The sequence below is a fragment of the Saccharopolyspora sp. NPDC000995 genome, assembly GCF_053599315.1.
On the sequence record NZ_JBSFLZ010000019.1, the window covers coordinates 33495 to 58562 of the forward strand.

Here is a 25068-nt window from a genome sequence, read left to right on the forward strand (position 1 = left end):
TGCCCGACCTTGGGTGCTTCGGCGTCGTCGGTCACCGGTGATCCTCCCCGACCAGCTGCAAGAAAGCGTCCTCCAAACGCCGTCGCGGCCCCACCTGGTGCACCGCGATCCCGGAGGCGACCAGCACGTTCACCGCCACCGCAGCCGAGTGCCCGGCGAGGTCGGCGTGCACCAGGTCGCCGTCGGTCTCCACCGGGCCGAGCCCCTCGATGGTGCGCAGCGCCTCGGCTGCCTGCTCGGGCTCATCGACCCGGAAGGTCGCCTCGCCGTCGACCGACACGATGTCGGCGACGCTGCCCGCCGTCACCAGCTGGCCGTTGCGCATGACCACCACGTGCGTGCAGGTCTGCTCGACCTCGGCGAGCAGGTGGCTGCACACCAGCACGGTGCGGCCGGTGGACGCGTAGCGGCGCAGGATCTCGCGCATCTGGTGAATCTGCGGCGGGTCCAGACCGTTGGTCGGCTCGTCGAGGACCAGCAGCTCCGGCAGCCCGAGCATCGCCTGCGCGATCGCCAGCCGCTGCTTCATGCCCTGGCTGTAGGTGCGCGTCGGGCGACGGGCGGCCGTGCCGAGCCCGGCGATCTGCAGCACCTCGTCGAAGCGGGCCTGCAGCATTGGCCGCCCGGTCGCCGCCCAGTAGTACCGCAGGTTGTCCAAACCGGACAGATGCGGTAGGAAACCGGGCGTCTCCACCAGCGAACCCACCCGGGACAGCACCGGAGCCCCGGGAACCAGCCGGTGGCCGAACATCCGGATCTGCCCGGAAGTCGGGGTGAGCAGCCCCAGCAACATCCGCAGCGTGGTCGTCTTGCCCGCCCCGTTGGGGCCGAGAAGCCCGACGATCTGGCCGCGCTCGACGCGGATCGACAGGTCCTGCACCGCCGCGGGCTTGTCGGGGTACGACTTGGTCAGCCCGTCGATCAGCAGCGGCGTGTCGGACAGCAGCCGGTCGACGTCATCGGTGCTCTTGCGCCGGATCAACGAAAGCACCCACGCCACCAGGGCCGCCGCGATGATGACAACGATGCCGACCAGCGGCGCCACGGGCACCGTGTTGGCGGTCGTCGTCGCGCCGCGCACCGACGGGATCGACACCGAGCTGTCGCCGGCCAGGCCGATGCGGTGCACCGCCGGTTCCCTCGGCACCGCGTACGCCTGGTCGGTGGTGGCCACCGCCAGCTCCAACCGGTGACCGGTATCCAGCGGGTGCACCACGCCCGGCAGGGCCACGTCCACCTCGACCGGTGTGCCGTCCGCGGGCAGGTCACCGACGTGTAGCGGGGACACGGCGTTGCCGATCAGGCTGCGCTGCTGGTCCGGGCCTACGTCGTAGAGCTTGGCGAACAGCACCGCGTCGCCGGTCGCGGGTTGGCCGGGCACCGACGCCACCGAAAGGCGGGTCCGCGCCGTGCCGGAGATCAGCAGCTGGCTCTCCAGCGGATCGGTGCGGAAGACCGCGACCTGTCCGGGCAGGTCGCGGGCCAGCGACCGGCCGAAGCTGCCTGCGGCGTCCAGCACCTCGCTGACGCCGGGCAGCGAGCTGGTGGCGGCCGGGCTGCCGCCCGGCGGGTTGACCACCTGCGTGACTGGGCCGCGCAACTGCAGCGCGAAACGCGGCGTGCGGTCGGCCCGCACACCGGGGTAGGCGGGCGCCGACACGGTGCGCACCGGGATCTCGCCGTTGCGCTGCGGCCGCCCGGCGATGTCGTACTCGAAGCCGGTGCCGGGGTCGGGCACCGGCGGAACCCCGCCGAGGTGGAAGGCGAACCAGTCCGCGATGCGTTCTCGTAGCGCCAGGTCGGGCGAGGCGCCGTCGTGGCCGCCGGCGAACCAGATCGTCTTGACCTTGCCGCCGGCAGCGGAGATCTGCCGGGCGTTGGCATCCGACTGATCCAGGCCGAACAGGGTGTCGCGTTCGCCCTGCACCAACAGCGTCGGCACCTTGATGTTGGCGGTGACGGACTTGGGGGAGACCCGGTCGAGCAGGTCCAGGGTCGCCTGCCCGGCCTGCCCGGTCCGCGCCACCTCGGTGTAGGCCGCGCACACCTGCGGTGTGAAGTTTCCACAGGTCAAGGGCTGGTTGATGGCCTCGCTGTGGAAGCCCGCGCTGCCGTCGGACGGCGGTGGGGCCTGCGGTCGCGAGGCGGAGCGCTGTCGCGGCGAGCTTCCCGCCGAGAACAGCATGCCCGCCCAGGCCTGCTTGAACACGCCGTGATCAGCGGTGGCGCCTTCGGCCGGGGTGCTGCCGCCGATCCGGTCCCGAGAGGCGGCGTTGGGCAGCAGCGCTTGGCCGAGGTCGTTGTAGGTCATCAGCGGTGCGATCGCGTCAACCCGGGGGTCGGTCCCGGCCAACAGCAGGCTCAGCGCTCCGCCGTAGGAGCCGCCCGTCACACCGACCCGAGGATCGCCTTCGCGATCGCGCAGCACCTCTGGCTGGCGCGCGAGCCAGTCCAGCAGCTGGCGCGCGTCGGTCACCTCGTAGGAGGGGTCGTTCAACGCGATCTCGCCGGTGCTGCGGCCGAAGCCGCGGGAGGAGAAGGTCAGCACCGTGAACCCGCGGCGGACCAGTTCCTGCGCCTGGGCCGCGGTGTCGTCCTTGCTGCCGCCGAACCCGTGCGCGAGCAAGATCGCAGGCGCCGGGGTGTCCGCCGGGGCGAAGAGCGTGACGTCGATCTGCGCCCGCTCGTTGCCGCCGGGGCCGTCCAGCACGTCCACCAGCGCTTCCCGGGGAGCTTCGGGGGCGGCTGCTGGTTTTTGGTCACCGGACCAGAGGAAAGCTCCGAGCACCACTAGGACTATGCAAGACAGGGCGATCGGGACGAGGCCCTTGCGGCGACGGGGGGATGCGGACACGCATTCGACAGTAGGGGAAGACGAAGGCACCAGTTTCGATCCAGACGCGGGCGAAGGCAAGACGCTATGAAGCAGAGACCAAACAGCAACCGGACACGTCGTTGTGCCCGGAGCCGAGGCCTGCCGCATCCCCGCGTGCGGTCCCGGGATAGCCGGGTGGTGGTGATCATAACGATGATCGGGTGAGGCGCAATGATCTCGGTCCCGCCGTCGGTGTGACCGCTGGTCGTACCCGTTGCCGCCCAGAAAGGCTCACCGTACGGTTCGCCACGTGATGTTCGTTGCTTGTGCGACCCCGGGGTGGTGCGCGGGACCGTGCATAAGTGACAATCTTGGCAGCGGGAGGGGAGTATTCCTTCGCGGCGGCGTCGTCATCACGGAACTTGCTCGGACAAGCCCGGTGCCGTCGACCGGTCTAAGGCCGGTGGAAGAGACCTCCGGTCCCTGGCATATGCCCTGAACCGGAGGTGACGAATTGGGTGCCGACCTGATGCTGTTCGCTCAGCAGACCCAACCCGCGACTGACCGACTGGACGTCCCGTGGTGGATCTGGGCGGCTACGCTCGGCGGCCTCGCCCTCCTGTTGCTGCTCGACCTCGTGATCGTGGACCGCAAGCCGCACGAGGTGACCACCGCGGAGGCCGCCAAGTGGGTCACCTTCTACGTGGCCTGTGCGATCGTGTTCGGGCTCGGGGTCTGGTTCTTCGGCGACCCCCACTTCGCGATCGAATATTTCACGGGTTACATCACCGAGTACTCGCTGAGCGTGGACAACCTGTTCATCTTCATGGTGATCATGTCCAGCTTCGCGGTCCCGTCGATCCACCAGCACCGAGTGCTGCTGATCGGCATCCTGTTGGCGCTGGTGATGCGCGGCATCTTCATCGCGGTCGGCGCCGCGCTGATCGCCCAGTTCGTCTGGATCTTCTTCATCTTCGGTGCGTTCCTTATCTGGACCGCGGTCAGCATGGTCCGCAAGAAGGACGGGGACGAGGAGTATCACGAGAACGCCGTGGTCCGCTGGGTCCGCAAGGTGTTCCCGGTGACCGACGCCTACCACGGTGCCAAGTCGAGCGTGAAGATCAACGGCAAGCGCTACCTGACCCCGATGTTCGTCGTGATCGTCGCGATCGGCAGTGCCGACCTGCTGTTCGCGGTCGACTCGATCCCGGCGATCTTCGGCATCACCCAGGACCCGTTCCTGGTCTTCGCGGCCAACGCGTTCGCCCTGATGGGGCTGCGGCAGCTGTACTTCCTGCTCGGCGGCCTGGTGGACAAGCTGGTCTACCTGTCGGTGGGCCTGGCGGTGATCCTCGGGTTCATCGGCATCAAGCTGATCTTGCACGCGTTCCACGAGTACCACCTGGTGCCGGAGTGGCTGGAGATCACCAACTGGATGTCCCTGTCGGTGATCGTCGTGGTGCTGGCCATCACGACCTGGGCCAGCCTGGCGAAGTCGAAGAAGGATGCCGAATCCCAGGACGAGGAAGCGGCCGAGAACGCCTGATCGGCGACGGGAGTGCCCGGAGTTCCCAACGGGATTGGGGGCACTCCCGTTGCATCTGGTGTGGATACCAAAAAGATCCGGGCCGAGCTGCGAACCCGGCTTCCCCCCCTCGGTTTCCGCAGCCGATGCCGTGATGCTCGACACCGGATGCTCAATAGCTATCGCAGGCCACGGCAGCCGCTTGGCGCACTCTCGCAACTCCGGTGCCCCGGTGGTGTCTGACGTTCCGCCACCTGTACCGCTACGCACGATTAGCTTGGAATCAATCCAGCAGCGTGTAGCTGAGTTCTTTGCACACCCGTCCCAAGGGCACGTCCAGGCCCGGGTGGCTCAGCGGGAGCAGGACGTCGGGGGAGTCCGGGAGGGCCGTTGCCGCCGGTGGATCCCAGAGGCACAGCGACGGGTTGCCCGCGTCCATCGAAGAGCGGTACCAGAGGCCGTCGAGCTCCGGGTAGGCCGCGCGGATCCCGCGCGCCCACGCTTGGGTGCGCAGCTTGGGGCCGCTGCTGATCGCTTGCGAGGCACCGGCGCGGGTGGGCCACAGGCCCGTCAGGTCCAGCAGCCGGAGCGTCCGACGTGGCCGGAACAGGACCAGGTGCGGGCTGCGCGTCCGGCGGTCCACTGTGGAGGTCGCCTGGTAGACCTCGGCGATGCAGGTCTGCACCGACACCGAGAAGTACAGCACGCCGTGTTCCCGGGTGACCGTCGGGCCGCCCTGGGTGTTGGGCAGGTGCGGGTCGAACCTGGCGTGCGGCAACGGGCCGGCGTAGCGGAAGCTGTTCCACTGCTGGGGGTGGTTGCCCCCGGAGGTGAAGACGCGCACGAGGCGAGTGCCGGCGGGCACCGCGATCACGTCTTCGGTGCGCCGGAGCATCGCCTGCAGAGCAGCGGGCGCAGGCGGCTGTGGTAGCCGTGCCATGGAGGTCCTGGGTTGGGGTCTCGAAGGTTGGGAACGGGGCTTATGCCGGGGTGCCGATCGTGGCGGCGAGCTCGGCCACCCGCTGCGGGTCGCCACCGGCCAGCAGCCAATCGCGCGGGCTCGCCGGCCGGTCCCCGATTTCGAGGTCCTCCTGCGGCGTGGTCATGAAGTTGGCCAGCACGAGCGCCGGTTGGTCGACGGGCATCAGCGCGAGCACGACGTCCAGTCCGGGCAGCACGTCGGTGTCGCTGAACTGCCACGCGGGCAGCCGCCATCCGCCGCGGTCCTTCCAGCCGATCAACCGTCGTTCGCTGATGCGGTGCCGGATCCGGCTGCTGTCCACTCCCACCCGGTCCGCGGCCTGGGTGACCGACAGCGCGGTGTCGCGGAGCACGGCCTGTTCGGCGACGGTCCGCGCGCGGGCGTCGGCTTCGGAGTCGCTCAACGGCGTCAGGTCTAGTCCTGCTTCGGTGAGCGCGAGTCGTTCCACTTCGGTGAAGTGCGCGCCTGGGTCCACCTGCGGCGAGGTGAGCTTCTTAGCGGCGTCCTCGACCAGGGTCAGGAATTCGTTGGCGGTGACCTTTAAACCGGCCCGTGCCAACACGGTTTCCAGCGCGGCTGACATGACTCCAGGGTAGCGCGGTATAGCGGAAATGTGTGCGCGAACGTGCGCGTAGTGCGAAGTATCACTTTTCGTAGCATGTGGATTGCGTACCGTGACGAACTCGCGGCTCCGGTTGGGGTGTTCTTTGGCGTGATCGTGGATCTGAAGACCCCGACCGGAGGCGGAGTCGGCTACGGCAGGCTGTCCAAATGGGTCCGAACCGGATCGATCCGATCCGATCCGATCTGAGAAAGCATTGTCACTGCTGGCGTCCCAGTTGATGGACCAGGTCATTACGCCGCTGATCTCGGGATGCGGCTTTTCCGGGGTGTACTGGCTGCAGTCGGTGGCCACCGCCAGGCAGCTCAGCGCGTTGTTGGCGATCAACGGATCGACGTATCCGCTGCCGCTGCCGAGGCCGCCGTCGGCAGGCCCAGTGAAACCTGGTCCGGGTGCAGCACCTTCAGCGGGCTGCACGCCTGTGCGGTGATGAAGTCGACGGAGTCCTGGCCGTTGCAGCCGTTGATCGGACCCGAGTTGTAATACTGGGTGTGCACGACCTTGAGGCTGTCCTTGACGTTGTCGAACAGCTGCATGTAGGAGTCGTCGGGCTGCACGTCGAGGGTCTGCGGTGCCATGGTCGGCACGAAGTTATCGCCCACGCGTTCGTGCAGCTGGCGGATCGCGCTGGTCGTGTTGGGGGTGTTGAGTTCCGTGCTGTCAATATCTAACGTATTGATCCCATAATTAGTTAAGATTTTTCCAACTGAGTCGACAATATTTGCGACGTTCGCCTCGCTGCCGAGGTCGACAATTCCTTTTCCGCCGCCGATTGAGAGCACGAATGTCTTGCCCTCGCCCGTTTTGCGGCGATGATTTGAGCTGCTCGTCGGTGTAGCCGCCGAGTGCGGTGAACGGCTCCGGGTCGACGTTGAAGGTGACCGCGCCGGGTCGGACTGAGTCGGCATTGCGCTTGACGAGACCGGGCGTGGGCAGTTGACTGGACGTACCGACTGGTCGGTCTCGACGTGGAGGTGGCGGGTTGGGCAGCGCGTACGACGAACGACCTTGGCTGGCGCTCTACGATGGCGAGGTCCCCGCCAGGATCGAGCCGCGGTTCGACAACATGCTCGAACTGTTTGCCGCTGCCCGCGGGGAAAACCCGGACCACGTGGCCATCACCTACTTCGACGGCCGGATCAGCTACCGGGAGCTCGACGAGCTCAGCGACGGGCTGGCCGTTCACCTGGCCGAACAGGGGGTCGGCCGGGGCGACCGGCTGGCCCTGTACCTGCACAACGTGCCGCAGTTCGCGATCGCGCTGCTGGCCGGGTGGAAGGCCGGCGCGATCGTCGTTGCGCTCAACCCGATGTACCGGACCCGCGAGCTGATCAGGGTCCTCGCCGATGCGCAGCCGACCGCGGTCGTTGCCTCTGAGTACGGCTGGCACGACGTGCTCGGCGATGTCGCCGGGGTGCGGCTCGCGGTCACCACCAGCGAGCTCGAACTGCAGACGCGCCACGACTCGCGGCTGTTCGCCAAGCTCGAACGCCGGCCGGCCGCCGGGTGCGCGGACCTGCTGGCGGTCGCGCGGGCGAACGCCGGGCGGCGGCCCCCGGAGATCGAACTGGCCAGTTCGGACATCGCGCTGCTCGTCTGCACCTCGGGGACCGGCGGCGCGCCCAAGGGCGCCACCAACACGCACGGCAACGTTGTGTTCAACGCCGAAGGCATGCGGACCCGGGTCAAGGAACTTGGCGGCAACGCGATCTTCGGGCTCGCACCCCTGTTCCACATCACCGGCCTGGTCTGCCAGCTCAGCGCCGCGCTTGCGCTGGGACGGCAACTCGACCTGGTGTACCGCTTCGAGCCCGGCGTGGTGCCCGACGCGCTGGCCGAACACCGGCCCTGCTACATAGTCGGTCCGTCCACTGCGTACATGGCACTGATGAACCAACGGGTAGCTCGCCGCGTACAAGACCCGCGCAGCATCGAGATCCTGGACGAGCTGCCGAAGACCACGACCGGCAAGATTCTGCGCCGCCAACTGCGGGACACCGCCCGCGAGGCGGCCGAGGTCGCGCGTTGACGGCGGCTGCCGCCGCGTGAAAACCCCGTGAGAGAAGGGAAACCGATGAGCAAGCGTTTCGACGGGCGGGTCGCGATCGTGACCGGGGCGAGCCGGGGCATCGGCCTGTCCATCGCCGAACGTCTGGTGGCAGAGGGCGCGAGGGTCACCCTGACGGCGCGCAAGCCCGAGCCGCTGGCCGAGGCGGTGCAGGGACTCGGCGGCGCCGAGTACGCGCTCGGCATCTCCGGCAAGGCCGACGACGAGGAGCACCAAGCCGACGCGGTCGCCAAGACCATGGAGACCTTCGGCCGGGTGGACATGCTGGTCAACAACACCGGCATCAACCCCGCCTATGGCCCGCTGATCGACCTGGAGCACGGGATCGCGCGCAAGACATTCGAGGTCAACGTGCTGGCCGCGCTCGCATGGACACAGCAGGTTTACCGCGCGTGGATGAAGGAGCACGGCGGCTCGGTGCTCAACGTGTCCTCCGTGGCCGGTCTGCGGCCCGCGCCGGGGATCGGCTTCTACGGCGCGACGAAGGCGACGCTGGCGTACATCACCATGCAGCTCGCGGTGGAGCTCGGCCCGGACATCCGGGTCAACGGCATCGCCCCGGCCGTGGTCAAGACGAAGTTCGCCACCGCGCTGTACGAGGACAAGGAGGACGAGGTCGCCGCAGGCTACCCGTTGAAGCGCCTGGGAGTTCCCTCCGACATCAGCGGCGCGGCGGCGTTCCTGCTCTCCGAAGAGGCGTCGTGGGTCACCGGCCAGGTCCTGGCCCTGGACGGCGGCGTGACCCTGAAGGGCGGTGTGTGAGCTCGTGGTGGCTTCGCGCGAAATCGCCGCTGTCGAAGGCGGAACCAGACTCGGGGAAGGGCGGTGTGCGAGTTGCAGCTCGCCGATTCGGTCGTGGTGATCACCGGTGCCGGCAACGGCATCGGTGCGGCGATGAGCCGGAAGTTCGCGGCATCCGGGGCGAAGGTCGTGCTGGGCGACGTGGATGCCGAAGGGGTCCGGCGAGTGGCCGGCGAAGTGGACGGGATCGCGGTGCCCGGTGACGCGGCGAGCGAGGACGGCGTGCGCACGCTGGTCGACGCCGCCCTCGGCGAGCACGGGCGGATCGACCTGTTCTGCGCCAACGCCGGGATTTCCCGCGGCGGCGGACCGGAGGCCGACGAGGACGCCTGGACCCAGTCCTGGGAGGTCAACGTGATGGCGCACGTCCGCGCCGCCCGAGCGGTGCTGCCGCACTGGCTGGAGCGGGAGAAGGGGCACTTCCTGGCGACCGTTTCGGCCGCCGGCCTGCTGACGATGCTGCAGGCGGCACCGTACTCGGTGACCAAGCATGCCGCGCTCGGTTTCGCCGAATGGCTGGCGATCACCTACGCCGATCGCGGCATCACGGTGCAGGCCCTCTGCCCGCAGGGGGTGCGCACGAACATGCTCGGCAGCACCAGCAACGCCGGCGAGGTGATCCTGTCGAAGGGCGCGCTTGAACCCGAGCAGGTCGCCGACGTGGTCGCTGACTCGCTGGATGGCGAGGAGTTCCTGATCTTGCCGCACCCGGAGGTCGCCGACTACTACGCGCTGCGGGCCGCCGAACCGCTGCGCTGGCACGCTGGCATGCGGAAACTCCAGCGCAAACTGAGGTAGGGGCCCGTGTCGCCGCCGGTCCGCGCGAAGCCGGACCGGCAGGTCGATACGCTGAGTGGGCATCGACAGGGGAGGTTGACATGGCGCGGTCGGCGAACGGTCGCACTACTGCCGGACCGGCGGTGGGCGCCGAACCGGTTCCGCAGCGGTTGCTGGCCGTGGCCACGCGGTTGTTCGCCGAGCAGGGCTTCGAGATGACCTCGGTGCAGCAGATCGTGGACGCCGCAGGGGTCACTAAGGGTGCGATGTACCACTACTTCGGCTCCAAAGACGACCTGCTCTACGAGATCTACGCGCGGGTGTTGCGCGACCAGCACGCGCGGATGGAGAGCGCGGCGGCCAGCGACGCGCCGGTGCAGGAGAGACTGCACGCGGTGGCCGCGGACGTAGTCGCCACGACGGCCGCCAACCTCGACGACACGGTGATCTTCTTCCGCTCCATGCACCTGCTGCACGCGGACAAGCAGGCGGAGGTACGGGCGGAGCGGCGGCGCTACCACGAGCGGGTGCGGGCGTTGGTCGAGGAGGGCCAGCTCTCCGGGGTGTTCCGGTCGGACAAGTCGGCGGACCTGGTGGTCGACTTCTTCTTCGGCGCGGTGCACCACCTCGGCACCTGGTTCCGCAAGGACGGCAAGCTCACGGGTGAGGAGGTCGGCGAGCAGTTCGCCGACCTCCTCCTGGCCTCCCTGCGCCCCTGAGCACGCCGGGCCGCGACCGGCGCTATCGTGTCTTGTTTGGACAGCGGATTCGCGGGTTGGCACGCCGTCGAATCGTCGGGTCTGCTCTGCGGGCACCGGTGGAGGAGGATGCGGCGGAGTTGCTACCGCTATAGAGACTGTTTGAGAACTTGTTCCGGTGCCAGTAAAACGGCGGTCCTACGGCAGCGGTGACGATTTCCCGTAAAATCGCCCCAACCACACGACTGTCACGCCGTTTCGCCGCCTCGTACCGGCTCGCCCCGAACACATCACGGCGCCACCACATCCAAAACGGCCCTTGTCAGCTCGCGCGGGAAGATGCGTCAGAAGACCACTCGGGTGAGGCCTTCTGCCACGCAGGCCGGCTTGGCGCCGCCCTCGATCTCGATGGTCGACTTCACCGTCAGCTGGAGCCCACCGTCCACTTCGGTCACCTCCGCCAGCTTCGTGGTGGAGCGGACTCGGGAACCGACCAGGACAGGGCTGGGGAAGCGGACCTTGTTCAGGCCGTAGTTGATCCCCATCTTGGCGCCCTCGAACTTGTAGGTCTGGGAGTTCAGCTTCGACAGCAGGCTAAGGGTGAGGAACCCGTGCGCGATCGGCCCGCCGAACGGTCCCTTCTCGGCACGTTCCACGTCGGTGTGAATCCACTGGTGGTCCAGGGTGGCGTCGGCGAACTGGTTCACCTGCTCCTGGGTGATGGTCAGCCAGTCGCTGGTGCCGAGCTTCTCACCCTTCGCCGCGATGATCTCTTCCTTGCTGCTGAATACCCGCAACGCAAAATCTCCTTGAGGTGCAACGAAAACCGGTCTTCTTGTAATTCGTCTTGGCAGTGCCGGAGGGGCTTGGCCCACCTTCGCAACTGGCACCGCAGCGGGTTCCGCTGCCCGTACCGCTGAGCCTGGGAGCTCTTGCTCATCAGGAACGAGCCCCGCAGGTGCACGTTCATCACGGTGTCACAGTCATCCTCGGACATCTTGAACAGCTTGTTGTCCCGGATGACGCCGGCATTGTTGACCAGCACCGTGGGCCCGCCGATTTCCGCGGCGATGCGGTCCACCGCGGCCTGCACTTGCCCGGCGTCGCTGACGTCGCAGCCGACGGCCAGCGCCGTGCCGCCGCCGGACTCGATGGCCGAGACCGTGTCGGCGCACTGCTTCTCGTCGAGGTCGATGACCGCCACGGCGAAGCCGTCCTCGGCCAGGCGCTTGGCAGTGGCGGCCCCGATACCGCGAGCGGCACCGGTGACGATCGCAACACGACTGTCTGCCATTTGACTCCTTGCGAGTTTTGGTTCTTCGCCACCCCCGCAACTCGCGCCGCTGCCGGGTTCTCAGACGTCTTCTCGGGAGGACAGCCCCAGCGTGGTGGACAGCCGGGGATTCCGGAGCCGAGAAGGCGTCCGAGGTTCCGCTACCCGCCCTGCTGCGCGAAGCCCGCGACCATTATTTGTACTTCTTCAGTTCGCGGCGGGCCAGGGAGCGGCGGTGCACCTCGTCCGGTCCGTCGACGATGTGCAGGGTGCGGGCGTGCGCGTACAGGTTGGCCAGCGGGAACTCCTGGCTGACGCCACCGCCGCCGTGCGCTTGGATAGCCCGGTCGATGACCCAGGTGGCCATCTGCGGCACGCCGACTTTGATCGCCTGGATCTCGGTGTGCGCGCCCTGGTTTCCGACGGTGTCCATCAGCCACGCGGTTTTGAGCACCAGCAGCCTGGCCTGCTCGATCTTTACCCGGGACTCGGCGATCCAGTGCTGGACCACGCCCTGGTCGGCCAACGGCTTGCCGAAGGCGATCCGCTCGTTGGCGCGGCGGCACATCAGCTCAAGCGCGCGCTCGGCCATGCCGATGGCCCGCATGCAGTGGTGGATGCGGCCGGGGCCGAGCCGGGCCTGGGCGATCGCGAAGCCCTCGCCCTCGCCGGCGATGATGTTCTCCACCGGAACCCGGACGTTTTCGAATACGATCTCGGCGTGCCCGCCGTGGTCGGCGTCGGTGTAGCCGAAGACGTGCATGCTGCGCTTGATCTGCACGCCCGGCGCGTCCTTGGGCACCAGGATATGGCTCTGCTGGCGGTGCCGCTCGGCGTTCGGGTCGGTCTTGCCCATAACGATCAGGATCTTGCAGCGCGGGCTCATCGCGCCGGATGAGAACCACTTGCGCCCGTTGATCACGTAGTGGTCGCCGTCGCGTTCGATGCGGGTGGCGATGTTGGTGGCGTCGGAGGAGGCGACGTCGGGCTCGGTCATGCAGAACGCGGAGCGTATCTCACCGTCGAGCAGCGGCTGCAGCCACTGCTTCTTCTGCTGCCCGGTGCCGAACCGAGCCAGCACCTCCATGTTGCCGGTGTCCGGCGCGGCGCAGTTGGTGGCCTCCGGGGCCAGCTGGCCGACCCGGCCCATGATCTCGGCCAGCGGCGCGTACTGCAGGTTGGTCAGCCTGGCGCCGTGCTCGCCCGGCAGGAACAGGTTCCACAGGCCGCGTTTGCGGGCCTCGGCCTTGAGCTCCTCGATGACCGGCGGGTGCGCCGACCACGGGTCGTCGGCCTCGGCCAGCTGCTCCAGGAACACCGGTTCGGCGGGGTAGACGTGCGAGTCCATGAAGTCCAGCAGGTGCTTGCGTAGTTCCTCGGTGCGTTCGTCGTAGCCGAAATCCATCTGTCTTCTCGCGAGGGGGCACGCTGCATTGACTGCAGTGGGCGAATCGCCACTGCGGAACAGCAATTGCTCGTGCGCAGCGAGCTTGTCCCTCGCTACCTCCCTTCTGCTGCTAGATCTAACGTCTTCAACGATTACGTGCTTGCGGCCGTAGAGTTCGCCAGTTTTCGGCGACACCTACGATCTCGAGCTGCAAGTGGCGCAGTGCGCGACGGTCCGCGTCCCGCCCCTTTGCGGACGGACCGGAGCACGCTTGAACGAGCTGATCCGGTAGAAAACTGACGAACGAGGGCCGACCCCGTCAGCGCGACGGGGAGGACTTCGAGTGCGCACGCTGCGGACTGCGTGAACACGCCGACCGAGTGGGCGCTCTCAACACAGCAGCGAGGGCCGGGCTGGTCCTCTGCAATGCTGCCTAGCCGGCAATGCAAGAAACCCGCCATTTGAGAGGTGGGTGGAGTCACCTCATACCTCCTTGAGAGTGGCGAGACCCTGCTCGACCAATGGTTCCACCAATGCGCCGACGTGTTCGAAGCCTTCACCGACCGTCTGGTTGTGGATGAAGCGGTAGTGGATCCCTTCGACGATCACGGAGATCTTGAAGAACCCGAACGCCACGTACCAGTCCATGTCGGACAGATCGGTGCCGCTGCGATCGGCGTAGCGGTCCAGCAGTTGTCGTGCGGTCGGGAAGCCGTAGTCGGGGCCCACGCCCTTGGCGATGGGGTTGCGCTCTACGCCGTTGAAGCCTTCCCAGTACACGGCGAGCAGCCCGAGGTCGGTGAGCGGATCGCCGATGGTGGCCATCTCCCAGTCCAGGACGGCCCGGATGCGCTGGTCGTCGCCGACGATCACGTTGTCCAGCCGGTAGTCGCCGTGCACGATCCCGGTGCGCGGCGTGCTGGGGATGGTCTTCGCCAGCCGGGCGGCGAGCTCTTCGATGCCGTCGATGTCGCGACTGTGCGAGGCGGCCAGCTGCTTGCTCCAGCGGCGGACCTGCCGTTGCACGAAGCCTTCCGGGCGGCCGAATTCGCCCAGCCCGACGGCGTCCGGAGCGATCGAGTGCAGGTCGGCGAGCACGTCCATCAGCTGCCAGGCCAGGTCGAAGCGTTGGTGCTGGGCGAGCCGTTCGGTCAGCTGCGGCGTGCGGTAGACGGTGCCCGGCACGTACTCCATGACGTAGAAAGCGGCTCCGAGCACGCTTTCGTCCCGGCACAGCAGGTGGGTGTCCGGCACCGGTACCGGCGTTCCGGCCAGCGCGGACATCACCCGGAACTCGCGGCTCATGTCGTGCGCGGTGGCCAGCACATGACCCAGCGGCGGGCGGCGCACCACCCACTGGTGCGCGCCGTCCCCGACGACATAAGTCAGATTCGACCGTCCACCTTGGACGAGTTCGCCCGTGAGCGGTCCGCCGACCAGGCCGGGCCGCTCGGCGTCGAGGTGCGCCCGCAGCCGGTCGAGGTCGAGGCCGGGTAGCTCGCCGGGCGGCGGTTGGGCGTTCATTTGCGCTCCTTGTCTCGTGGGAGGTCCTGGCGCAGGGCAGGGACGAGTTCGGCGAGCCGGACGCGGGTGGCGGCGACGTCGGTGTGCAGCACCGCGTGCAACCCGAGCCGCTGCGCGGCTTCGATGTTCGGGGCGCCGTCGTCGACGAACGCCGCTTCGTGCGGCGGAAGCCCGAGGTGGTCCAGGGCCAGCCGGTAGATCTGCGGGTCGGGCTTGCGGAGCCCGACCTCGCCGGAGATCACCGTGCACTCGAAGAGCCCGTCGAGCAATTCCCAGGGGTAGTTGTTGCCCCAGCTGTTGGACAGCAGCGCGGTCCGCACGCCGCAGGCCCGCAGCCGGCGCACCAGGTCGAGCATCGCCGGTTCGCTGCGCATCTGCGCGAACATCCGCTGCAACAGCCCGTCCGGCGCGACCGGGCCGCCGTCGACGGTGCGCAGCCGCGCCGCGAGGGTGCGGCCGAACTCGGCGGCGGTGATCTCGCCGGTCTCCAGCCGGTGGATCGGGGTGCCCGCAAGGGCGCTGCGCGACAGCCAGTCCTTGAGCGCGGCGGAGAACGTCTCCGGGCGGATCCGCTCCTGCTCGTTCCACGCGCGGATCGCGGCGCGGCCGGGGGTGGTCAACACCCCTCCGTAGTCGAAGATCACCGCCCGGATCGCATGGATCGCGGTGGCTGCGTCGCTTGAACCCATGCCCAGGACCGTACCGACTAGACGGTATGTGCGCTAGATCCAGCTGCTCACCTCGGGTGGGTCCGGCGAAGCCCGACCACTTCGGCGACGCATCGTACCGGAGGACGCCCACGACTACCGGGCTTGGCAACGGCTGCGCTGGCCTACCTCGGTGAACAGAAGGCACGCGTTCGCCCGCCCAGAGGCTTTCGAAGCCGAGCGCTCCGGCTTCGGCGGCCATCGTCGGCACCAAGGGCAGATCGGAGAAAGGGCCGAACTACGGAAGGGTCAGTCCTAGGCGCACGGGAAATCATCGTGTCGATCCGGGGCCCCGCTGAAAACTCTTGCCGAAACGGGTGCACTGGGTCGGTGTTCGGACGAGCGTGCACAGTAGACTCCGGCCCTTGCTCCGGGTGAGTGTGCAACTACCACCAACGGCAGGCCGACGATCACACCGGGTCGCGATCCTGGGCGTCCCGGACTTGCCGAAACTCTTCTGCCGCAACGTTGTCCATCTGATCGGCGGTTTTGCGCGACATGCCGGTCAACTGGACGTGGCGGTCGGTGTCCAGTGTGAATTATGGGAAACGTGTCGCGTTGACGCCGAGTTACTCGTCAGTAAGTATTCGGGTCGCCGCGCGGCGCGCACCTTTTCGTTCACCGATTTTGCGAGGTGAGGCCAATGAAGTCCCGTCTTCGTGGCAGCCGCGCCGCATCCGCTGCGGTCATCGCCGCGGCCACGGCGCTAGCTCTGACATCGCAAGCCCTGGCGGCCGCGTTCGACGTCAACTTCGACTGCTCCGGCTCTTCCCCGGTGGGGGAGCAGCAGTTCAGCCTGCAGCAGCCGGCTGACGTCACGGCCCCGGCCAGCGTCGCGCCCGGCGGCGCGCTCGACATCGTGATCGACCCGGGCCCGAACAGCGTTCCGGCGAAGGTCAACGGGTACACCGTAAAGCGGATCGAGCGCGTGGATCTGAAGATCCCGATCCCGGCGAACTCCAGCTTCGTCTCCGCGGGCCTCGCGGGTGGTTCCGGCCTCGGGCTGAACCCGCCGACGATCACGGTGGAGGGCAACATCGCCACGCTGCACCTAGACGGTCCGATCGCGGGCGGTTCGCAGTTCGAACTGCCCACCGTCACACTGCACCTGACGGCAGGGCAGTCCGGCGCGATCGAGACGAAGCTGCACGGCGGCAGCTACGACGACCCCGGCCTCGCCTTCACCGCGGTCGTGTCGTCGATCATCGGTGATACGAACGTGCCGTCGCGCTGCTTCTCGAACCCCAACCCCGTCCTGACCACCACGACGATCGGCTGAGCCGACGCGGATCGCGCGTGCTGGATGGCGATCGGCGTGAAATCGCCACCCGGCAAGCGTGGCGAGCGGGCAGCGGCCAGGTGAGCGGTTTCCGCTCCTCGCCTGGTCCCCCGAGCGGTGGGCGCCGGTGTTGGAGCGAACGGCCTGTTCGCCTCGATGGAAAAGGTGAACAGGCCGTTCGCTCCGCTTTCAGACGTGGGCTGCGGGTTTCCTGGTGATCAGGTGGGCGGCGACCCCGGCCAGTAGGCCCCAGAAGACCGACGCGATGTTGAAGATCGCCAGGTCCGAGGCCGTGACCAGGAACGCGATCAGGGCGGCGGTGCGGCTGCCCGGGGCTTCGGTGGCCTTGGCCAGCGAGCCGCCGATGGTGTCCAGCAGGCCGATCCCGGCGAGCGCGGTGATCAGCGCGAGCGGGAACGCGGCGATGAGGCTGCCGAGCATCGCCGGCGAAAACCCCCAGTAGCAGGTAGCAGGCGCCGGAGGCGATGCTGGCCTTGTAGCGCTGCCCCGGGTCCTCGTGCGCGTCGCGGCCCACGCACAGCGCCGCGGTGATCAGGTGACGTGGCGGTGCCAGCCGGTGAAGGAGCGGCCTTCGAAGTGGGTGAGGCCGAGGCCGGTTTTAAGTTCGCGGTAGACCTCTTCGATGCGCCAGCGGAGTCGGACACCGACTCGCGATCGGGGACGACGCGAGGCCCGATTCACGGGGTGAGCGGCACGGATGTCCCTCACCCCGTGAATCGGATCAGCGGTTGTCCTCCTTGAGCATGTCGGAGCACTTCTCGCCGATGGCCATCGTGGTGATGTTGGGGTTGACCGCGACCAGGAACGGCATCGCCGAGGCGTCCGCCACCCGCAGGCCATGCACGCCCTTGACCCGCAGGCGCGCGTCCAGCGGCTTCGTCGGGTCGTCGTCCGTGCCCATCGGCACCGAGGCCGCCGGGTGATAGACGGTGTTGTGGGTGCGCTTGATGTAGTCCGCGATCTCGTCGTCGGTGCGCACGTCCGGGCCCGGGAACAGCTCGGCACCGGCCCAGCCCCGCATCGCCGGCTGCGCCACGATCTTGCGGGCCACCTTGATGCCCTCGGTCATCACCGGCATGTCGTGCGGGTCGGTGAAGTACCGCGGGTCGACCTTCGGCTTGTCCCGGAAGTCCCGGCTGCGCAGCCGGACGGTGCCGGTGGAGCGGGCACGGGTGACGTTCGGGGTCAGGCAGAAGCTGTTCTCCGAGGTCGGGTAGCCCTGCCGCACGGTGTGCATGTCGAAGGGCACCGAACCGTAGTGGAACATCAGGTCCGGCCGGTCCAGGCCCGGCTCGGTGGTGGTGAAGATGCCGATCTCCCACCACTGCGTGGAGTCGGTGACCATCGGCTGCTTGGCGTCCCAGCTGATCACGCCCTCCGGGTGGTCCTGCAGGTAGGAGCCGACGCCGGGGGAGTCGACCAGCACGTCGATACCGAACTCGCGCAGGTGCTCGGCCGGCCCGATGCCGGAGAGCATCAGCAGCTTCGGGGTGTCGATGGCGCCGGTGGACAGCACCACCTCGCGGCGCGCGGTCACCGTGCGGGTGTGGATCAGGTCCGCGTCCAGGTACTGCACGCCGGTGGCCCGAGTGCCGTCGAAGGTGACCTTCTTGGCCCAGGAGTGGGTGCGGATCTCCAGGTTCGGCCGGTCCAGGTTCGGGTGCAGGTAGGACACCGACGACGAGGACCGGATGCCGTCCTCTCGAGCGTTGATCTGGAACCAGTTCGCGCCGTGCACCACGGTCTTGCCGGAGTTGAACTCGGTGGCCGGGAGGCCTTCCTGGGCGCAGGCCCGCAGCAGCGCGACGCCGCACGGGTCCTCCGGCGGGACGCTGCGGATGGTCACCGGGCCGCTGCGGCCGTGGTGCTCGCCCGGCCCATCGTTGCTCTCCAACCGCTTGTACAGCGGGAAGATGTCCTTGGCGCCCCAACCGGTGGCGCCCATCGACTCCCACTCGTCGAGATCCTCGGCCGGGGCCCAGAACGCGATGCAGGAGTTGTGCGAGGAGCAGCCGCCGAGCACGCGGGCCCGCGCGTGCCGCATGAACGAGTTGCCGTTGTCCTGCGGCTCGATCAGGTAGTCCCAGTCGTAGCCGGACTCCAGCAGCGCCATCCAGCGCTTGAGCTCCAGGATTGCCTTGTCGTCGACGTCGGACGGGCCAGCCTCCAGCAGGCACACGGTGACGTCCGGATCCTCCGACAGCCGCGCCGCGACGGCCGCGCCGGCGCTGCCGCCACCCACCACGACGTAGTCGAACTGATCTGCCATTGGGAATCTCCGTTTCTGGAGTGAACGTTGTGGTCACCTTGCTCCGCGGTGCGGGTGCGGACCTCAGAAGCCGTCTCGTCTGCACGATCCCCGATTCGCGTATGCCCAACACGCCACATCGGGGCCGTCCTCGCGAGCAGCCCGGGGTGCGGGTGTCTGCGCAGGGCACCGTTGAAAACCCGCGGCGGTGCCGGTCGCGTGCGTGGCGGCAAGCGGCTCCGCCGCTTGCCTGATGCCGGGTGCGGTCGAGTCCGCTGGGCACGGGTCATCAGCGCGGGCGCTCAGGCGACCGGGCTCGTGGCACTGGTGTCCGAAATGGACTCCGCAGCGTGGTCGGTGAGCACGCCGACCTTGTGGCGCTGAACGAGCCAGTAGTACGCGAACCCGCCGACTGCCGCGACTCCGACGAACAGCACCGAGCTGTACTGCAGGTACCAGTGGTACGGCGGCTCCGCGTTGTAGACCTCGCGGCGCGGCCACGCCAGGTTGATCGTCATGCCCGATCCCCAGAACACGGCCAGGACGTTGATTGGCAACCCGAACTTACCCAGGCCGAACCGGCCATGCCGCTTGGCCTCGTTTTTTGGCACAGACCACTTGCCGCGCAGTCGTGCGACCAGCATCGGCACGGTGACCAGCAGGTAGGAGATGTAGATCAGGATGATCGCCAGGCTGGTGACCGCGGTGAAGATCTGCGGCTGCCCGATGTTGACCACCAGCAGGGCCACCGCGAGCACGCCGATGACCACGGCCGGCACGATCGGCGTCTGGAAGCGAGGGCTGACCCGCGCCAGCAGCGAACCGGCGGGCAGCGCGTTGTCCCGGGCCATCGCGAAGGCGATCCGGATCGCCGCGGTGTGCACCGCCAGCACGCAGACCGTGATCGCCACGAAGATCGACAGCAGGAACAGCCGACCCACGAGCGGGCCCAGCGCGTCGTTGAGCACGAACTGCAGGCCACTCTCGGCCAGTTGCGGCGCGGAGAAGTCGCGGGTCGCCATCAGGCCGAGCAGGATGATCAGGCCGCCGAGGATGAACGAGGCGATCAGCGCTCGCAGGATCGCCTTGGGGGCGTTGCGCTGCGGGTCGATGGATTCCTCGCCGAGTGAGGCCGCCGTGTCGAAGCCGTACATCACGTACGACGAGGCGATCCCGGCGACCAGGAATGCTCCCAGGTAGTTGCCGCCGAAGGCGGACTCGGTGCCGTTGGTGTCGAACACGACCGTCGGCGGGTTCACCACGACCAGCGCCAGCGCGATGATCAGCAGCACTGCGGCGGCCAGCTCGATCAACACGCCGGCGCTGTTGATCCGGGACATCAGCTTCACGCCGAAGGCGTTGACCAGCGTGGTGAAGACAATCAGCACCAGGGCTAGCAGGATGCCGTTGACGGCCTGCTGGGTGCTGGTGCTGCCGTCGCCGATGAGCTGGAAGCCGGACCAGATCTGCGGCAGAGTGTTCTGGTAGGCCAGCGCGGTGGCCGAGATCGACACGATCGAAGCCAGCAGCATCATCCAGCCCGCGAGCCAGCCGATGTGCTGACCGCCCAGCTTCTTGGCCCAGTTGTAGATGGAGCCGGCGATGGGGTATCGGGACGCCAGCTCGGCGAAACTCAACGCCACGAGCAACTGCCCGGCGAACACGATCGGCCAGGACCACCAGTAGGCGGGGCCCCCGAAGGACAGGCCGAAGTAGGACAGTTGAAAGGTGCCGGTGAGCACCGAGATGTAGCTGATCCCGGCGGCGAAGGTCGCGAATCCGCCGAGGCTTCTCTTCAGTTTGTTGGTGTAGCCGAACTCGTTGAGCTCGGCGTCGTAATTGGGCGCGCTCATGCCCCGAACTCCTTTCCCGGCCATCCCCCGCCCGCCGGATGCGGGGAGGGGAACGAATCGGGTGGTCGCTTTGCGTCGCGCGAAGATCACCGCTTAGATCGGCGGTTTCGAGCAAAGCACGGCCCGGGCGGGCCGCGCAGTTCCCGCGTCGGTGGTTCGGTCACCGCCGTGGGGTGAAGCGAATTCGTCCCTATTTTCCGGAGAACCAGTTCTGCGGTGCGGGCCGCAGATTCTGGTAGACGTGCTTTGCCTCCTGGTACTCGCCGAGTCCGGCCCGGCCCAGTTCGCGTCCGATGCCGGACTGCTTGAAGCCGCCCCATTCCGCCTGCGGCAGGTAGGGGTGGAAGTCGTTGATCCAGATGGTGCCGTGCCGCAGCCGGTTAGCCACCCGCTGCGCCTTGCCCGGGTCTCCGGTGAACACCGCGCCCGCCAGGCCGTAGTGGGTGTCGTTGGCGATGCGCACCGCCTCGTCCTCGTCGGTGAAGCGCTCGACGGTCAGCACCGGGCCGAAGGACTCCTCGGTGACCGCGTAGCTGCCCGGTTTGACGTCGGCGAGGACGGTGGGCAAGTAGTAGTGGCCGTTGGCGTAGCGCTCGCCCTCGGGGCGGCGTCCGCCGGTGCGCAGCACGGCGCCGTCGGCGACGGCCTTGGCGACGTAGTCGTCCACCTTCTTCAGGTGCGCGGCGGAGATCAGCGGACCCGTCTCGGCGTCCTCGTCGAACGGGCCGCCGATGCGGATCCGCTCGGCGCGGCGGACGATCTCGTCCACCAACGCGTCGTGCAGCTCGTCCTGCACGATCAGCCGCGCCCCGGCTGAGCAGACCTGCCCGGAGTGCAGGAACACGGCGGTCAGCGCGTAGTCCACCGCGGTCTCGAAGCCGGCGTCGGCGAACACGACGTTCGGGTTCTTGCCGCCGAGCTCCAGGGCCACCTTCTTCACCGTCGGCGCCGCGGCGGCCGAGATCTTGCGTCCGGTGTGCAGTCCTCCGGTGAATGAGACCAGGTCAACGTCCGGATGCTCGGCCAGCACCGAGCCGACCTCGGCGCCGGTACCCAGCACCAGGTTGCCGACCCCGGCGGGTAGTCCGGCCTCGGCCAGCGCGCGCATCAGCAGGATCGCGGTGCTGGGGGTGAGCTCGCTGGGCTTGAGCACGAAGGTATTGCCCGCCGCGATCGCCGGGGCGACCTTCCAGGCCACCTGCAGCAGCGGGTAATTCCAGGGCGTGATCATGGCGCACACGCCGACCGGCTCGTACTGCACGCGGCTGATCGCGTCCGGTGAGCCGGTGTCGACGATGCGGCCCGCGTCGGTGCCGGCGATCTTGCCGAAGTAGCGGAAGCATGCGGCGATGTCGTCCATGTCGTACTCGCTCTCGGCCAGCCGCTTGCCGGTGTCCAGCGATTCGGCGCGGGCGAACTCCGCCTTGTCGCGCACCAGAATGTCGCTCACTTGCAGCAGCAGGTCGCCGCGTTCCCAGGCCGAGGTGGCGATCCAGGCACCGTCGTCGAAGGCGCGGCGCGCGGCGGCGATGGCCCGTTCGGCATCGGCAGTTCCGGCTTCGTCGATCGTGGCCACCAGCGTGTCATCGGCTGGGCAGTGGATCTCGCGGGTGCGACCGTCAGCGGCCGAGGCCCACTCGCCGTCGATGAACAGCGAGGGCGTCGAATTCTCAGCTTGCGGCATGGTTCGTTTCCCCGTGATGTCGATTGTGCTTTTGCACCGGAACCGCGCCAATGCGCGCTTCTGGTGCAGGTGTGCGCATTGCCACGATCCGATTCGCTCCGCCACACTAAGGCGCGCCCGCCCATTGCGCCGCCGGTGACCGCGGGCGGCGCGCGATTCTCCGAATGGGGACCGGCGAGCCGCGATTTGCGGACTTCACCTCCTGGCGGTCCATTCGGTGGCGGGTTAGCGCTTGTGTCCCGGCGTGCCGCGGAAGACCCTAACACCGGTCCTGTACATCTGTACATCATCGGATGCTGAGCTTCCGGATGAATCATCGAAAAAGCGTGATGAAACAGGACGAACGCCCAACCGGTGACCTGGACCGCACGCTCTCGCTGGTCAACATGGCAGGCTAGGTGTCATTGTGGAACCAACGGGAGGAACGCCGAAGCGAATGTCGACCATCCCGCCCGCGCCCGCCGCGCGCCGCAAGGACCCGGCCCGCCGCGAGCGGATCGCCCGCGCCGCGATCACGGTCGTCGCCGAGCGCGGGGTGGAGAAGCTCACGCACCGTGCCGTGGCGGCTGCGGCGGGTGTTCCACTGGGGTCGACCACCTACTACTTCGCCACCCTCGACGACCTGCTCGCCAGCGCGCTGCGGCAGGCCGCCGAGGACGACGTCGAGCACCTCAAGGAGTGGGCCGGTCGGCTTCAACGCGATTGCGATCTGGCCGTCGCGCTGACCGACCTGGTGCTGCACTACCTCGGTCCGGCGCTGCCGCAGACCGTCGTCGAGCACCAGCTCTACATCGCCTCGCTGCACAAGCCCGCGCTGCGCCACGTCAGCCAGGAATGGGACACCGCGCTGGCCGAGCTGTTCGCCTCCTACACCGATCCGTCCACCGGGCGCGCGTTGTCCGTTCTGTTCTGCGGTTTGCTGCTGCAAGGCGTCGTCCGGGAATCGGTGCCGAGCCGAGATGAAATCGAGACGATTTTCCGGCGAGTCCTCGGGACGGGCGCGAAAACTTGATTCCAGCAGGCAAAGCGCGCGGGTGTATGGATGGTCAACATCGGATGACCGCTGCATTGCGCCGGAACCCGGGGAGTTGATCTCACGCGCCGCGGCAGTGGACAATGGGGCCAGCGATCCGTGGCACCGCGCGGTGTGCGTTGCTCGGTGCCCGGGGCTGAACAGTTCAGCCCTGCGGCGGGCATCGCGACACGCTTTCCAGGTGTACAACGGACTTGCCGCGTCGGGGCGTGGCTCGCTCCCAGCAATGTTGATCAATCGAGCGGGGTGGGACCGTGGGGCACATCGAAGACCGCGAACTGGTACCGCTGAAGTCGGATTTCGACACGGCGTGGTACGGGTTCCGGCGATCACAGGTGAAGTTCTACATCCAGCAGACCGAGAACGAGATCCGGCTCGTCACCGAGGACAGGGACTCGGCGCTCAGCCAGGTCGGCGAGCTGGCAGCGCAGCTGAACCAGGCGCGCGCCGAGGTCGAGTCGCTCAAGCAGCAACTCGACGAACAGGCGCGCTCGCCGATCGACGCCGCGGCGCTGTCGGACCGGTTACGCCGGATGGTCCGGCTCGCGCAGGACGAGGCGGACGAGATCGTCGCCGCCGCGCAGTCCGCATCCGAGCACGAGTGGGCGCGGTCCGAGCAGGCCGCCACCGAACTCCGGGAACGCTACGAGAAACTGGTGGCGGAGGCCGACGAGTGGCGCCGCCAGTCCGAGCAGCAGCGCAACGAAATGTTGGCGCGCACCCGCGAGGAAGTCCAGGCGATGGCGCGCGAAGCGCAGCAGTGCCGCCGTCGGCTGGACACCGCCGCCGAGGAGCGTCGCACCCAGGTCGAGCACGACTTCGAGGTGTCGATGGCGGCGCGCCGCGAAGAGGCGGCGCGCATCCAGGCCGAGCGCGAGCAGAAGAGCCGCGAACAAGCGCAGCGGCGGGTCCGCGAAGCGACCGCGGAAGCGGAGCGGCGGATCCGGCGAGCCGACGAATACGCCGCGACGATGCTGCGGATGCGGCAGGACGTCGCGGAGCGCGTGCGGGCCGCGCAGCAGGTGCTGGCCGCGGCGGAGCCGTTCCTGGCGGCGACGGAGGCCGGCGCGGCGAGCGAGGCGTCCGACGGCTACGTCGGCGAGGTCGTCCAAAGTGGACAGATACTGTCCGGTGACGTCAGCGTGCCCAAGCAGCGCGACGAGGAGCCGGTCCCGCAGGGGGCCGACACCGCCGCCTGACCTGAACGGGTGGGGAAGTGAAAGGCCTGTTCGCGCCGCCTATCGGAGCAGGCGGTCCGTTCGCTTGGAACCGGTGTCGGGTTGGTGGAGCGAACGGCCTGTTCGCGCCTCCTTTTGAGGTGAATAGGCCGTTCGCTCCACCCCGCACGCGCCGGGCCGGCGCTCAGCCGCCCCAGCTGTGCCAGGCGTCCACCTCGATCCAGCCGCTGACCCGGGGCCGGTCGCGGACGGGGTACGGCTCGCCCAGGTAGTGCTGGGCGAGCCGGTCGATGTCGGTCAGGTCCGGGTCGTCCTCCAATGCGGTGACCCGGCCGCGCAGGCTGACGTGCCGGTACCAGCTCGCGCCGTCCAGCACTGTCAGCGATACCCGCGGATCGGCCCTGAGGTGCTTCAGCCGTGCCCGGCCCGCATCCATGTTGACCAGCACTTTTCCGCTGTCCCAGAGGTACCAGGTGGCCACCGAGACCGGAGCGCCGGCGGCGTTGACGGTGGCGATCACCGCCGGGTTCGGGCGGGACAGCAGCTCCTGCACGTCCGGCGGCATTTCATCCTTCGGCATCGATTCTTCCTTC

The 25068-nt window shown here is 68.1% G+C and carries 21 protein-coding genes and 1 pseudogene; 8 read left to right on the top strand and 14 right to left on the bottom strand.

Going from position 1 to position 25068, the window contains the following annotated elements; translation table 11 throughout:
* Positions 1–31: 31 nt before the first annotated feature.
* Complete coding sequence (locus ACWDKQ_RS09555) at positions 32–2854, bottom strand: alpha/beta fold hydrolase (RefSeq protein WP_450138308.1); 2823 nt, start codon at positions 2852–2854, stop codon at positions 32–34.
* 529 nt (positions 2855–3383) lie between these two features.
* On the opposite strand from ACWDKQ_RS09555, the gene ACWDKQ_RS09560 reads away from it, so the two are divergent.
* The gene (locus ACWDKQ_RS09560; RefSeq protein ID WP_450138339.1) at positions 3384–4361 is read left to right on the top strand and encodes a TerC family protein; all 978 of its coding nucleotides are present in this window, start codon (positions 3384–3386) and stop codon (positions 4359–4361) included.
* A 262-nt stretch (positions 4362–4623) separates the two neighbouring features.
* On the opposite strand, the gene ACWDKQ_RS09565 is transcribed toward ACWDKQ_RS09560, so the two are convergent.
* The 3 genes from ACWDKQ_RS09565 to ACWDKQ_RS09575 form a co-directional block, all read right to left on the bottom strand.
* A complete protein-coding gene (locus ACWDKQ_RS09565) occupies positions 4624–5280 on the bottom strand; it encodes an RES family NAD+ phosphorylase (RefSeq protein WP_433882187.1) in 657 nt (218 codons plus the stop codon).
* 40 nt (positions 5281–5320) lie between these two features.
* A complete protein-coding gene (locus ACWDKQ_RS09570) occupies positions 5321–5905 on the bottom strand; it encodes a DNA-binding protein (protein ID WP_450138309.1) in 585 nt (194 codons plus the stop codon).
* Between the two features lie 362 nt (positions 5906–6267).
* On the bottom strand, positions 6268–6726 hold the full coding sequence (locus tag ACWDKQ_RS09575; RefSeq protein ID WP_450138310.1) for a hypothetical protein: 459 nt from the start codon (positions 6724–6726) through the stop codon (positions 6268–6270).
* A gap of 200 nt (positions 6727–6926) precedes the next feature.
* Here ACWDKQ_RS09575 and ACWDKQ_RS09580 point away from each other — a divergent pair, with 200 nt between their 5' ends.
* The 4 genes from ACWDKQ_RS09580 to ACWDKQ_RS09595 all read left to right on the top strand — a co-directional run bounded on the left by ACWDKQ_RS09580 (position 6927) and on the right by ACWDKQ_RS09595 (position 10309).
* Positions 6927–7973, top strand: coding sequence for an AMP-binding protein (locus ACWDKQ_RS09580; RefSeq protein WP_450138311.1), 1047 nt, complete (start codon positions 6927–6929; stop codon positions 7971–7973).
* 45 nt (positions 7974–8018) lie between these two features.
* Positions 8019–8774, top strand: a complete 756-nt coding sequence (locus tag ACWDKQ_RS09585) for an SDR family oxidoreductase (protein WP_450138312.1) — start codon at positions 8019–8021, stop codon at positions 8772–8774.
* 63 nt (positions 8775–8837) lie between these two features.
* The gene (locus tag ACWDKQ_RS09590; protein WP_450138313.1) at positions 8838–9611 is read left to right on the top strand and encodes an SDR family oxidoreductase; all 774 of its coding nucleotides are present in this window, start codon (positions 8838–8840) and stop codon (positions 9609–9611) included.
* An 80-nt stretch (positions 9612–9691) separates the two neighbouring features.
* Positions 9692–10309 carry a TetR/AcrR family transcriptional regulator gene (locus tag ACWDKQ_RS09595; protein WP_450138314.1) on the top strand — a complete coding sequence of 206 codons (618 nt, stop codon included), beginning with the start codon at positions 9692–9694 and terminating at the stop codon, positions 10307–10309.
* Positions 10310–10632: 323 nt separating this feature from the next.
* Here the strand turns inward: ACWDKQ_RS09595 and ACWDKQ_RS09600 are convergent, their stop codons facing one another.
* The 5 genes and pseudogenes from ACWDKQ_RS09600 to ACWDKQ_RS09620 form a co-directional block, all read right to left on the bottom strand.
* Entirely contained in the window at positions 10633–11085 is a 453-nt protein-coding gene (locus ACWDKQ_RS09600) for a MaoC family dehydratase (RefSeq protein ID WP_450138315.1), read from the bottom strand.
* 125 nt (positions 11086–11210) lie between these two features.
* Positions 11211–11582, bottom strand: a pseudogene (locus ACWDKQ_RS09605) (SDR family NAD(P)-dependent oxidoreductase); the annotation flags it as partial.
* A 172-nt stretch (positions 11583–11754) separates the two neighbouring features.
* Positions 11755–12966, bottom strand: a complete 1212-nt coding sequence (locus ACWDKQ_RS09610; protein WP_450138316.1) for an acyl-CoA dehydrogenase family protein — start codon at positions 12964–12966, stop codon at positions 11755–11757.
* Positions 12967–13431: 465 nt separating this feature from the next.
* Entirely contained in the window at positions 13432–14472 is a 1041-nt protein-coding gene (locus tag ACWDKQ_RS09615; RefSeq protein WP_450138317.1) for a phosphotransferase family protein, read from the bottom strand.
* Positions 14469–15161, bottom strand: coding sequence for an HAD family hydrolase (locus ACWDKQ_RS09620; RefSeq protein ID WP_450138318.1), 693 nt, complete (start codon positions 15159–15161; stop codon positions 14469–14471). Before ACWDKQ_RS09620 ends, ACWDKQ_RS09615 begins: the two co-directional genes overlap by 4 nt.
* 661 nt (positions 15162–15822) lie before the next feature.
* Here ACWDKQ_RS09620 and ACWDKQ_RS09625 point away from each other — a divergent pair.
* Positions 15823–16458: a cyclase gene (locus tag ACWDKQ_RS09625; protein WP_450138319.1), complete on the top strand. Its 636-nt coding sequence runs from the start codon at positions 15823–15825 to the stop codon at positions 16456–16458.
* Between the two features lie 189 nt (positions 16459–16647).
* On the opposite strand, the gene ACWDKQ_RS09630 is transcribed toward ACWDKQ_RS09625, so the two are convergent.
* The 4 genes from ACWDKQ_RS09630 to ACWDKQ_RS09645 form a co-directional block, all read right to left on the bottom strand.
* Positions 16648–16899 (bottom strand): benzoate/H(+) symporter BenE family transporter, encoded by a 252-nt coding sequence (locus ACWDKQ_RS09630; protein WP_450138320.1) that lies wholly within the window; start codon positions 16897–16899, stop codon positions 16648–16650.
* Positions 16900–17200: 301 nt separating this feature from the next.
* Entirely contained in the window at positions 17201–18748 is a 1548-nt protein-coding gene (locus ACWDKQ_RS09635) for a GMC family oxidoreductase (protein ID WP_450138321.1), read from the bottom strand.
* 281 nt (positions 18749–19029) lie between these two features.
* Entirely contained in the window at positions 19030–20580 is a 1551-nt protein-coding gene (locus ACWDKQ_RS09640) for an APC family permease (RefSeq protein ID WP_450138322.1), read from the bottom strand.
* A 190-nt stretch (positions 20581–20770) separates the two neighbouring features.
* Positions 20771–22264 carry an aldehyde dehydrogenase family protein gene (locus tag ACWDKQ_RS09645; protein WP_450138323.1) on the bottom strand — a complete coding sequence of 498 codons (1494 nt, stop codon included), beginning with the start codon at positions 22262–22264 and terminating at the stop codon, positions 20771–20773.
* A gap of 436 nt (positions 22265–22700) precedes the next feature.
* Here ACWDKQ_RS09645 and ACWDKQ_RS09650 point away from each other — a divergent pair, with 436 nt between their 5' ends.
* Both ACWDKQ_RS09650 and ACWDKQ_RS09655 read left to right on the top strand, forming a co-directional pair.
* On the top strand, positions 22701–23276 hold the full coding sequence (locus ACWDKQ_RS09650; RefSeq protein ID WP_450138324.1) for a TetR/AcrR family transcriptional regulator: 576 nt from the start codon (positions 22701–22703) through the stop codon (positions 23274–23276).
* Positions 23277–23551: 275 nt separating this feature from the next.
* Entirely contained in the window at positions 23552–24496 is a 945-nt protein-coding gene (locus ACWDKQ_RS09655) for a cellulose-binding protein (RefSeq protein ID WP_450138325.1), read from the top strand.
* Between the two features lie 163 nt (positions 24497–24659).
* Here ACWDKQ_RS09655 and ACWDKQ_RS09660 read toward each other — a convergent pair whose 3' ends face one another.
* Positions 24660–25055: a PPOX class F420-dependent oxidoreductase gene (locus tag ACWDKQ_RS09660; protein WP_450138326.1), complete on the bottom strand. Its 396-nt coding sequence runs from the start codon at positions 25053–25055 to the stop codon at positions 24660–24662.
* Positions 25056–25068 lie beyond the last annotated feature (13 nt).

Excerpts from the sequence above, each read along its gene's own strand:
- ACWDKQ_RS09565 (WP_433882187.1), bottom strand. The coding sequence starts at position 5,280 with ATGGCACGGCTACCACAGCCGCCTGCGCCCGCTGCTCTGCAGGCGATG.
- ACWDKQ_RS09570 (WP_450138309.1), bottom strand. The coding sequence starts at position 5,905 with ATGTCAGCCGCGCTGGAAACCGTGTTGGCACGGGCCGGTTTAAAGGTC.
- ACWDKQ_RS09585 (WP_450138312.1), top strand. The coding sequence starts at position 8,019 with ATGAGCAAGCGTTTCGACGGGCGGGTCGCGATCGTGACCGGGGCGAGC.
- ACWDKQ_RS09595 (WP_450138314.1), top strand. The coding sequence starts at position 9,692 with ATGGCGCGGTCGGCGAACGGTCGCACTACTGCCGGACCGGCGGTGGGC.
- ACWDKQ_RS09610 (WP_450138316.1), bottom strand. The coding sequence starts at position 12,966 with ATGGATTTCGGCTACGACGAACGCACCGAGGAACTACGCAAGCACCTG.
- ACWDKQ_RS09615 (WP_450138317.1), bottom strand. The coding sequence starts at position 14,472 with ATGAACGCCCAACCGCCGCCCGGCGAGCTACCCGGCCTCGACCTCGAC.
- ACWDKQ_RS09620 (WP_450138318.1), bottom strand. The coding sequence starts at position 15,161 with ATGGGTTCAAGCGACGCAGCCACCGCGATCCATGCGATCCGGGCGGTG.
- ACWDKQ_RS09625 (WP_450138319.1), top strand. The coding sequence starts at position 15,823 with ATGAAGTCCCGTCTTCGTGGCAGCCGCGCCGCATCCGCTGCGGTCATC.
- ACWDKQ_RS09630 (WP_450138320.1), bottom strand. The coding sequence starts at position 16,899 with ATGCTCGGCAGCCTCATCGCCGCGTTCCCGCTCGCGCTGATCACCGCG.
- ACWDKQ_RS09635 (WP_450138321.1), bottom strand. The coding sequence starts at position 18,748 with ATGGCAGATCAGTTCGACTACGTCGTGGTGGGTGGCGGCAGCGCCGGC.
- ACWDKQ_RS09640 (WP_450138322.1), bottom strand. The coding sequence starts at position 20,580 with ATGAGCGCGCCCAATTACGACGCCGAGCTCAACGAGTTCGGCTACACC.
- ACWDKQ_RS09645 (WP_450138323.1), bottom strand. The coding sequence starts at position 22,264 with ATGCCGCAAGCTGAGAATTCGACGCCCTCGCTGTTCATCGACGGCGAG.
- ACWDKQ_RS09650 (WP_450138324.1), top strand. The coding sequence starts at position 22,701 with ATGTCGACCATCCCGCCCGCGCCCGCCGCGCGCCGCAAGGACCCGGCC.
- ACWDKQ_RS09660 (WP_450138326.1), bottom strand. The coding sequence starts at position 25,055 with ATGCCGAAGGATGAAATGCCGCCGGACGTGCAGGAGCTGCTGTCCCGC.